We start from the raw sequence: 8,539 nt of genomic DNA, 5'->3' as shown, positions 1-8,539 counted from the left end.
GGGCGACACCACCTGGATGATGGTCTCCACCCTGCTGGTGATCCTCATGACCGTCCCCGGCCTGGCCCTGTTCTACGGCGGCCTGGTCCGCAGCAAGAACATGCTGTCGGTGCTGATGCAGGTGATGGTGACCTTCTCGCTGATCCTGGTGCTGTGGGCCATCTACGGCTACAGCCTGGCGTTCACCGAGGGCAACAAGTTCATCGGCGGCTTCGACCGCCTGTTCATGAAGGGCATCTGGGACAACGCGGCGGGCACCTTCGCCAACGCGGCGACCTTCAGCAAGGGCGTGGTGATTCCGGAAGTGGTCTTCGCGGCCTTCCAGGCGACCTTCGCGGGCATCACCTGCTGCCTGATCGTGGGCGCCTTCGCCGAGCGCATCAAGTTCAGCGCGGTGCTGCTGTTCATGGTCCTGTGGTTCACCTTCAGCTACGCGCCGATGGCCCACATGGTCTGGTTCTGGATGGGCCCGGACGCCTACACCTCGGCTGCCGTCGTCGACGAGATGAACGGCAAGGCCGGCCTGATCTGGCAGTGGGGCGCGCTGGACTTCGCCGGCGGCACGGTGGTGCACATCAACGCCGCGGTCGCGGGCCTGGTGGGCGCCTTCATGATCGGCAAGCGCATCGGCTACGGCAAGGAGGCGTTCACGCCGCACAGCCTGACGCTGACGATGGTCGGTGCCGCGCTGCTGTGGGTGGGCTGGTTCGGCTTCAACGCCGGTTCCGCGCTGGAAGCCAACGGCTTCGCCGCGCTGGCCTTCATCAACACGCTGTTCGCGACGGCCGCCGCGGTGCTGGCCTGGTGCGTGGGCGAGGCGCTGCTCAAGGGCAAGGCCTCGATGCTGGGTGCCGCGTCGGGCGCGGTGGCCGGCCTGGTGGCGATCACCCCGGCCGCGGGCAACGTCGGCATCGGCGGCGGCCTGGTGATCGGCCTGGTGGCTGGTTTCGCCTGCCTGTGGGGCGTGTCGGGCCTGAAGAAGCTGCTGGGCGCGGACGACTCGCTGGACGTGTTCGGCGTGCACGGCGTGGGTGGCATCGTCGGCGCGCTGCTGACGGGCGTCTTCAACTCGCCGAGCCTGGGCGGTCCGTCGGCGGTCGGCGACTGGGTGACGGCCGCGGCCATCGCGCCGGATGCCTACTCGATCGGTTCGCAGGTGCTGACGCAGCTCAAGGCGGTGGTGCTGACGATCGTGTGGTCGGGCGTCGTCTCGGTGATCGCCTTCAAGATCGTCGACCTGGTCATCGGTCTGCGCGTCACCGAAGAGGAAGAGCGCGAGGGCCTGGACATCTCGTCCCACGGCGAGACCGCGTATCACAAGTGATCGAAGCCCGGGCTCGCACGCCCGGGACCCTAGGCCAAGGCCCGCACACCCGGGCCCGCACGCCAAGGCCCGCACGCCAAGGCCCGCGAACAGCGTGCGTTGGTGGGGCCGGAATGATGCGGGGGGTTCCCGGAGGGACGCCCCCCGCGTCGTGAAGAGCCCGCGCCTGGCCGAGGCATGCAAGCCGCCCTTCGGGGCGGCTTTTTTCTTGCCTTTCATAATCCCGCGCCATGAATCTCCGTTTCGTCGAAGCCTTCCACTGGGCTGCTTCGCTGCGCAGCGTGACGCGCGCCGCGGAGAAGCTGCACCTGACGCAATCGGCGTTGTCGAGCCGCATCGCCTCGCTCGAGGAGGAGTTGGGCGTGGTCCTGCTGGATCGCCGGGACAAGCAATTTCGCCTGACGGTGGCGGGCCAGCGTTTCCACACGCTGGCGCAGCGCTTGCTCGAGGTGCAGCGCCAGGTGAAGGAGGAGATGGGCGGTGGCGCGGGCGGCGCGGGCCGGCCGGTGGTGCTGCGGATCGGGGCGATCGAGTCGGTCGTGCACAGCTGGCTGACCGGGTGGTTGCAGGAGATGCGTGCCGCCAATCCTGATTTCGAGCTGGAGCTGACGGTGGAGACCTCGCCGGTGCTGGTGGACCAGGTGAGGCGGGGGGCGCAGGACCTGGTGTTCGCGGCGATCCCGGCGGCCGATGCCGGTGGCGTCCGCACGCGCGCGATGGCGTCGATGCCGATGGGTTTCGTCGGCCGGGCGGACCTGCACACGAAGCGGCGCTATGGCCTGTCGGACCTGGCGGGCCACGACCTGTTGACCTTCCAGCGCGGCTCGCAGCCGCACCAGGCGCTGCTGCAGATGTTCCAGGAGTCGGGCCTGCCGCTGCCGCGGGTGCACGCGATCTCGTCGATCTCGGCGATGGTGCAGCTGGTGGAGGGCGGTTTCGGCATCGCGACGCTACCGGTGGCGGTGGCGGAGCAACTGGCCAAGCGCCTGTCGCTGCGGGTGCTGCGCAGCGACACCGACCTGGTGGCGCTGCCCATCCATGCGAGCTACCGGGAGGATCCGAGTTCGCAGCTCACCGAGACGGTGCTCGAGTCGGCGCTGGACTACGTGGCGCGCCAGCGCGGCGCGCGCGCTTCCGGGAAAGCCCGCATGGCGCCGGAGGCGTCGCGCGGCTAAGCGGAAGGGCTGCTGTGCTCATCGAAAAAATCGATGAGCCGACGCGCAAAATTTGCGTTGGATCGCGACCCGGCCGGGCTCCCACAATGCGCCGCATCGACAGCTCGCCAGCGCGACAAGCCCGCGATCCAGCCATGCCTTCCTCGACCGCTTCCCTCGATCTCGATGCCGCCTCCAGCGCCCTCGACGTGCGCCTGGCCGCGCGCCACGGCGGTTTCGCCGGGCACACCAGCGGCCTGGCCGCGGAATACGTGCAGGGCAACCTGGCGATCCTGCCGGCGGCGCTGGCCGACGACTTCCGCCGCTACTGCGCGCTCAACCCGAAGGCCTGTCCGCTGCTGGGCGTGAGCGAGCCGGGCGACCCGACGCTGGCGGCGCTCGGCGCCGACCTGGACCTGCGCACCGACGTGCCGCGCTACCGCGTCTGGCGCGACGGCGTGCTCGTCGACGAGCCCACCGACCTGACGCGCTGGTGGCGCGACGACCTGGTCGCCTTCGTCATCGGCTGCTCGTTCTCGTTCGAGCACGCCTTGCTGGCCGAGGGCATCCCGCTGCGCCATGTCGAGCAGGGCCGCAACGTCGCGATGTATCGCACCAGCATCGAGACCCAGCCCGCCGGCGTCTTCCACGGCCCGACGGTCGTCTCGATGCGTCCGATGACCGCCGCCGACGCGATCCGCGCGGTGCAGATCACCTCGCGGCTGCCGCAGGTCCACGGCGCGCCGCTGCACCTGGGCGATCCGTCGCGCATCGGCATCCGCGATCTCGACCGGCCCGACTACGGCGATGCCGTCGAGGTCCGCGACGGCGAGCTGCCGGTGTTCTGGGCCTGCGGCGTGACGCCGCAATCGGCGATCGCCACGGCGCGTCCGCCGTTCTGCATCACCCATGCGCCGGGCTACATGCTGGTGACCGACCTGCTCAACCGCGACCTGATCGCCGCCTGATTCCTTCCCCGCAGTACCGTCCCGGCCGCCGACAGAGACGACGGCGGCCGTCTCCGCCCCCATCGCCGGCGTCCGCGCCGGACCGAGAAGAAAGACGACGACACCATGTGGCTCCGAGACACGACACCGACCGAGCGGCGCACGCTCACCGCGACCTTCGCCGGCTACGCCGTCGACGGCTTCGACTACATGATCTACACCTTCCTGATCCCGACGCTGATCGCCGCGTGGGGCATGAGCAAGGGGGAAGCCGGCGCGATCGCCACCGGCGCGCTGCTGACCTCGGCGGTCGGCGGCTGGGCGGCCGGCGTGCTCGCCGACCGTTTCGGCCGGGTCCGCGTGCTGCAGTGGACGGTGTTGTGGTTCGCGCTGTTCACCTTCCTGAGCGGCTTCACCACCTCCTTCGAGCAGCTGTTCTTCACCCGCGCGATGCAGGGCTTCGGCATGGGCGGCGAGTGGGCGGTGGGCTCGGTGCTGATCGCCGAGACGATCAAGGCCAAGCATCGCGGCAAGGCCGCCGGCCTGGTGCAGAGCAGCTGGGCCATCGGCTGGGCCGCCTCGGCGCTGGCGTTCTGGGGCCTGTACTCGGTGCTGCCGCCGGAGACCGCCTGGAAGGTGCTGTTCTGGATCGGCATCCTGCCCGCGCTGCTGATCCTGTACATCCGCCGCAACCTCGACGAACCGCCGGTCTACCTGGCCGAGCAGGCGCGCGCCAAGGCGCAGGGCCAGCGCGCCAACTTCCTGCGGATCTTCTCGCCGGACCTGCTGCGCAACACGGTGCTGGCCAGCCTGCTGGCCACCGGCATGCAGGGCGCGTACTACTCGGTGACGACCTGGCTGCCGACCTTCCTGAAGACCGAACGCCATCTCTCGGTGCTGGGCACCAGCGGCTACCTGCTGGTGCTGATCGCCGGCTCCTTCGCCGGTTACCTGACCAGCGCCTGGCTGTGCGACGCGATCGGCCGGCGCCGCTGCTTCATGCTGTTCGCGCTGATGGGCGGCGTGCTGGTGCTGGCCTACACGCAGATGCCGATCACCGACGGCCTGATGCTGGTGCTCGGCTTCCCGCTGGGCTTCTTCCTGTCGGGCATCTTCTCGGGCATGGGCGCCTTCCTGGCCGAGCTGTTCCCCAGCGACGTGCGCGGCTCCGGCCAGGGCTTTTGCTACAACATCGGGCGGGCGCTCGGCGCCGCGTGCCCCGCGTTGATCGGTCATTTCAGCACCCAGTACCCGCTGGGGCAGACGCTGGGCTGGATGGCGGCGCTGTGCTACGGGCTGGTGATCGTGGCGGCGCTGGCGCTGCCCGAGACCCGCGGCCGCGAGCTCGCCCCGGCCGCCGCCTGAGTCCCGTCCTCCGCTTCGCTTCCGACCTTCCCTCGACTTCCGGATTTCACGATGCAAGCCACCCCTAGTCCCGATCGCTGGCAGTTCTGGATCGACCGCGGCGGCACCTTCACCGACCTGGTCGGCCGCGCGCCGGACGGCACGCTGCGCACGCTCAAGCTGCTGTCCGAGAACCCCGAGCACTACCGCGACGCGGCGGTCGAGGGCATCCGGCGCCTGCTGGACCTGAAGCCGGGCGAGCGCATCACCGCGGACCGCGTCGACTGCGTGAAGATGGGCACGACGGTGGCGACCAACGCGCTGCTGGAGCGTCGCGGCGACCGCACGCTGCTGGTGACGACGCGCGGTTTCCGCGACGCGCTGCGGATCGCGACGCAGGCGCGGCCCCGGCTGTTCGAGCGCCACATCCAGCTGCCCGAGCTGCTGTACGAGCGTGTCGTCGAGGCCGACGAGCGGGTCGACGCGGGCGGCATCGAGCTGGTGCCGCTGGACGAGGCGGCGTTGCGCGGCGAGTTGCAGGCGGCCTTCGACACCGGCCTGCGGGCCTGCGCGATCGTGTTCCTGCACGGCTGGCGCGCGCCGGACCATGAGCTCGCCGCCAAGCGGCTGGCGCTGGCCATCGGTTTCACGCAGGTCTCGGTCTCGCACGAGGTCAGCCCGCTGATGAAGCTGATCCCGCGCGGCGACACCACCGTCGTCGACGCCTACCTGAGCCCGATCCTGCGCCGCTACGTCGACCAGGTCGCGGCCGAGATGCCGGGCGTGCGGCTGTTCTTCATGCAGAGCTCCGGCGGCCTGACCGAGGCGCGGCGCTTCCAGGGCAAGGACGCGATCCTGAGCGGCCCGGCCGGCGGCATCGTCGGGATGGTGCGCACCGCGCAGGCCGCGGGCCACGACAAGGTGATCGGCTTCGACATGGGCGGCACCTCGACCGACGTCAGCCATTTCGCCGGCGAGTTCGAGCGCGCCTTCGACACCGAGGTCGCCGGCGTGCGCATGCGCGCGCCGATGATGAGCATCCACACGGTGGCGGCGGGCGGCGGCTCGGTGATCGCCTTCGACGGCGCGCGGCTGCGCGTCGGGCCGGCCTCGGCGGGCGCCAATCCCGGTCCCGCCAGCTACCGCCGCGGCGGGCCGCTGGCGACGACCGATGCCAACGTGATGCTCGGGCGCATCCAGCCGGCTTACTTCCCGAAGGTCTTCGGCCCCGGCGCGGACCAGCCGCTGGACGGCGAGGTGGTGAAGCAGCGCTTCGCGGAACTCGCCGCGCGGATGGCCGAGGCGGGCAAGCCGATGACGGCGGAGGACGCCGCCGCCGGCGCGCTGCAGATCGCCGTCGGGGCGATGGCCAACGCGATCAAGCGGATCTCGGTGGCGCGCGGCTACGACGTCACCGGCTACACGCTGCAATGCTTCGGCGGCGCCGGCGGCCAGGCCGCCTGCCTGGTGGCCGACGCGCTGGGCATGACGCGCATCCTGGCCCATCCGTTCGCCGGCGTGCTCAGCGCCTACGGCATGGGCCTGGCGGACCAGACGGCGATGCGCGAGGCCTCGATCGAGCGCCCGCTCGATGCCGACGGCCTGGCCGCCGCGCGCGAGACCGCGGCCGCGCTGGCCGCGCAGGCGGGCGGCGAGCTCGCTTCGCAGGGCGTGCCGGCCGGCGCGTTGCGCACGGTGGCGCGGGCGCAGGTCCGCTACCAGGGGACCGACACCGCGCTGACCTGCCCGCTGCCGCTGGACGAGGCCGCGCCCGCGGCGATCGCCGCGATCCGCGAGGCCTTCGAGCAGGGCTATCGCCGCCGCTTCGCCTTCCTGATGCCGGACCGCGCGCTGGTGATCGAGGCGGTGTCGGTGGAGGCGCTGGCCGCCGGCGCGTCGCTGGACACGCCGGCCGAGGCCGCGATCGCGAGCACGCACCGTCCGGAGCCGGCCGACCGCGTGCGCATGTACTGCCTGGCCGACGACCAGCCGGCCGGCTGGCGCGACGCCGAGCTGCACCGCCGCGAGGACCTGCGCGCCGGCGCCCGCATCGACGGGCCGGCGATCCTGGCCGAGCGCAACGCCACCACCGTCGTCGACGCCGGCTGGCGGGCCGAGCTGCAGCCCTCCGGCGACCTGCTGCTGACCCGCGTGCGCGAGCGCGCCCGCAGCCGCGCGCTGGGCACCGAGGCCGACCCGGTCGTGCTGGAGGTCTTCAACAACCTGTTCATGAACATCGCCGAGCAGATGGGGCTGCGGCTCCAGAACACCGCGCACTCGGTCAACATCAAGGAGCGGCTGGACTTCAGCTGCGCGCTGTTCGACGCCCAGGGCCAGCTGATCGCCAACGCGCCGCACATGCCGGTGCACCTGGGCTCGATGAGCGAGTCGATCCGCTCGGTCATCGACCGCAACCCGGCGATGAAGCCGGGCGACGTCTACGTGCTCAACGACCCGTACCACGGCGGCACCCATCTGCCCGACATCACCGTGGTGACGCCGGTGTTCCTGGACGAGGACGACGCGCGGCCTGGTTTCTTCGTCGCCAGCCGCGGCCACCATGCCGACATCGGCGGCATCACGCCGGGCTCGATGCCGCCGTTCTCGCGCGACATCACCGAGGAGGGCGTGCTGATCGACAACTTCCAGCTGGTCGAGCAGGGCCGGCTGCGCGAGGCGGAGCTGCACGCGCTGCTGCGCTCGGGCCCGCATCCGAGCCGCAATCCGGCGCAGAACCTGGCCGACCTGCGCGCGCAGGTGGCGGCCAACGAGAAGGGTGTGCAGGAGCTGCAGGCGATGGTGGGCCAGTTCGGCCGCGCCACCGTCGAGGCCTACATGCAGCACGTGCAGGACAACGCCGAGGAATCGGTGCGCCGGGTGATCTCGGTGCTCAAGGACGGCGCCTTCACGCTGCCGCTGGACAACGGCGCCCGCATCCAGGTCGCGGTGACGGTGGACGCGGCGGCGCGCCGGGCGAGGGTGGACTTCACCGGCACCAGCGCGCAGCAGCCCAACAACTTCAACGCGCCCAAGTCGATCACGATGGCGGCGGTGCTCTACGTGTTCCGCACGCTGGTGGACGACGCGATCCCGCTCAACGCCGGCTGCCTCAAGCCGATCGAGGTGATCGTGCCCGAGGGCTGCATGCTCAACCCGCGCTTCCCGGCGGCGGTGGTGGCGGGCAACGTCGAGACCTCGCAGTGCGTGACCAACGCGCTGTACGGCGCGCTGGGCGTGATGGCCGCCGGCCAGTGCACGATGAACAACTTCACCTTCGGCGACGCGACCCACCAGTACTACGAGACCATCTCCGGGGGCTCCGGCGCCGGGCCGGGCTTCGACGGGACCTCGGTGGTGCAGACCCACATGACCAACTCGCGGCTGACCGACCCGGAGGTGCTGGAGTTCCGCTTCCCGGTGCGGCTGGACAGCTACGCGATCCGGCAGGGCTCGGCCGGCGCGGGCCGCTGGCACGGCGGCGAGGGCGGCGAGCGCCGCGTCCGCTTCCTGACGCCGATGACGGCCTCCATCCTCAGCAACGGGCGGACCGCCGGCGCCTTCGGCATGGCCGGCGGCGCGCCGGGGGCGGTCGGGGAGAACCGGGTCGAGCGCGCCGACGGCCGGGTGGAGACGCTGGGCCACATCGGCCAGGTCGAGATGGCGCCGGGTGACGTCTTCGTCATCCGCACGCCCGGCGGGGGAGGGTACGGCACCCGGTGAGGGGCCCCCTTGAGATGGGGCGGATGACCCTCATGTGGGCGTGCCTAGAA

General features: G+C 71.3%; 5 protein-coding genes. All 5 read left to right on the top strand.

Annotated elements, in window-relative coordinates; all coding sequences use genetic code 11:
* The coding region (gene amt, locus N5D62_RS14565; protein WP_279758553.1) for an ammonium transporter at positions 1-1,324 on the top strand (1,324 nt) is incomplete at its 5' end.
* Positions 1,325-1,554: 230 nt separating this feature from the next.
* Positions 1,555-2,499 carry a LysR family transcriptional regulator gene (locus N5D62_RS14560; RefSeq protein ID WP_279758552.1) on the top strand — a complete coding sequence of 315 codons (945 nt, stop codon included), beginning with the start codon at positions 1,555-1,557 and terminating at the stop codon, positions 2,497-2,499.
* Positions 2,500-2,633: 134 nt separating this feature from the next.
* Positions 2,634-3,446, top strand: coding sequence for a putative hydro-lyase (locus N5D62_RS14555; RefSeq protein WP_279758551.1), 813 nt, complete (start codon positions 2,634-2,636; stop codon positions 3,444-3,446).
* Positions 3,447-3,551: 105 nt separating this feature from the next.
* On the top strand, positions 3,552-4,790 hold the full coding sequence (locus N5D62_RS14550) for an MFS transporter (RefSeq protein WP_279758550.1): 1,239 nt from the start codon (positions 3,552-3,554) through the stop codon (positions 4,788-4,790).
* A gap of 51 nt (positions 4,791-4,841) precedes the next feature.
* The gene (locus tag N5D62_RS14545) at positions 4,842-8,489 is read left to right on the top strand and encodes a hydantoinase B/oxoprolinase family protein (protein ID WP_279758549.1); all 3,648 of its coding nucleotides are present in this window, start codon (positions 4,842-4,844) and stop codon (positions 8,487-8,489) included.
* Positions 8,490-8,539: the final 50 nt, after the last annotated feature.

This window comes from Mitsuaria sp. GD03876 (genome assembly GCF_029840635.1).
GTDB lineage: Bacteria > Pseudomonadota > Gammaproteobacteria > Burkholderiales > Burkholderiaceae_C > Roseateles.
The sequence above is the reverse complement of the archived record's forward strand: the minus strand, read 5'-3'. Positions and strand labels throughout refer to the sequence as shown.